This is a genomic window from bacterium (assembly GCA_024226335.1).
Lineage (GTDB): Bacteria > Myxococcota_A > UBA9160 > SZUA-336 > SZUA-336 > JAAELY01.
Map to the genome: position 1 here is coordinate 1 of JAAELY010000250.1, position 1228 is coordinate 1228.

The 1228-nt window shown below is 58.8% G+C and carries 1 protein-coding gene; it reads left to right on the forward strand.

Features of this window, described 5'->3' with window-relative positions; all coding sequences use genetic code 11:
- Positions 1–241: 241 nt before the first annotated feature.
- The coding region (locus GY725_12925) for a hypothetical protein (GenBank protein MCP4005090.1) at positions 242–1228 on the forward strand (987 nt) is incomplete at its 3' end.

Consider the following 1228-nt stretch of genomic DNA (forward strand, 5'->3'; position numbering starts at 1 on the left):
ATGGCCGACATCGACGCAGGAACACCGGACGGCCGGATCACGGACGCGGTAGAGATATGTCGCCGGCTGTCCTGCACCACGAAAGGATCGTAAGATGACTTGCCAGAGCTCGTCCAAACGAGTCACTGCGCTGACCGTAGCAATGTCACTCGCCGTTGCGTGTTCGGCAGCCCGCGCTGATTCACCCACTGCTGCCGCCGGGCTCGCTCCCATTCAGACCGGCACGTTTCGCAGCCCTCTCTTGAAACGCAATCTGGAGTTTCGCGCGTTCGCTCCCAACGAACCGGCGGGGCAACCTATGCCGATGGTCGTCTATGTCAAGAACTTGGCCGCCGAGCGACTGGGGACCGTCCCGGATAACGAACTGATCGGATCATTTCTCAACGACGGCATGCTTGTCGTCGAGGTGGACTACCGGAAGGACTCGCGTGCCCACGGCGCGAATATGTACATCGATGTCTTGTACCTCTATCGCGTCTTCGGCGCAAACCGAGGCATCGCCCCTGAGAAACCGTCGTTCAGCCCGCTGATGGACGAATTCATCCGGTGGGACGAGAAGCGGATTGCAACATACGACAGGTTCCTGGTCGATCGCGGCACGGAAACCGTCGAGTACCGGATCAATCCGCTCTGGGTCTACGTGATTCCCGAAGGTTTTCGTATCGATCGGAATATCGAGGTATCTACGATTGGCACCGACAAGCGTACGATCGTGCATCGCATGGACGTCATCCATCCGGCTGCACCTACCGCGACCGTTCCGGCCGTGTTGGAAATCTCAACGACGATCCCTCACGAGAATCCCTCGCTGCATACGCGGATCAATCGCAATTCGTGCTACGTCTTCACCTGGACCATGGCCGGCTATGCCGCTGCAATCCTTGACAACGTGGCAAACCACGTTACCTCCACGACCATCTACGGACGGCAGATGACTGTCCCCACGGGCCCCCACTTCCCCGAGAAGCGGGCGCTGCGTCTGCTGCGTGCGCGAAAAGACGAATGGGGCCTTTCGGGAAAAGTGGCCGTAATGGGCATCTCCAAGAGTTCCCTTCGCGCCATCATGGCTGCGTTGGTCGGAGACGAGCGTCCGGATGAGGACTATTCTGTTGAAGTCGACAAGGGGCCTCATGCCGATCAGCCGGATCGGTTCGATGCCATGATCGCCGGAGATTTCCCCAGGAAGAGTGACCTTTGGCAAGCGATTCTCGATTACCTGTCCGATGAC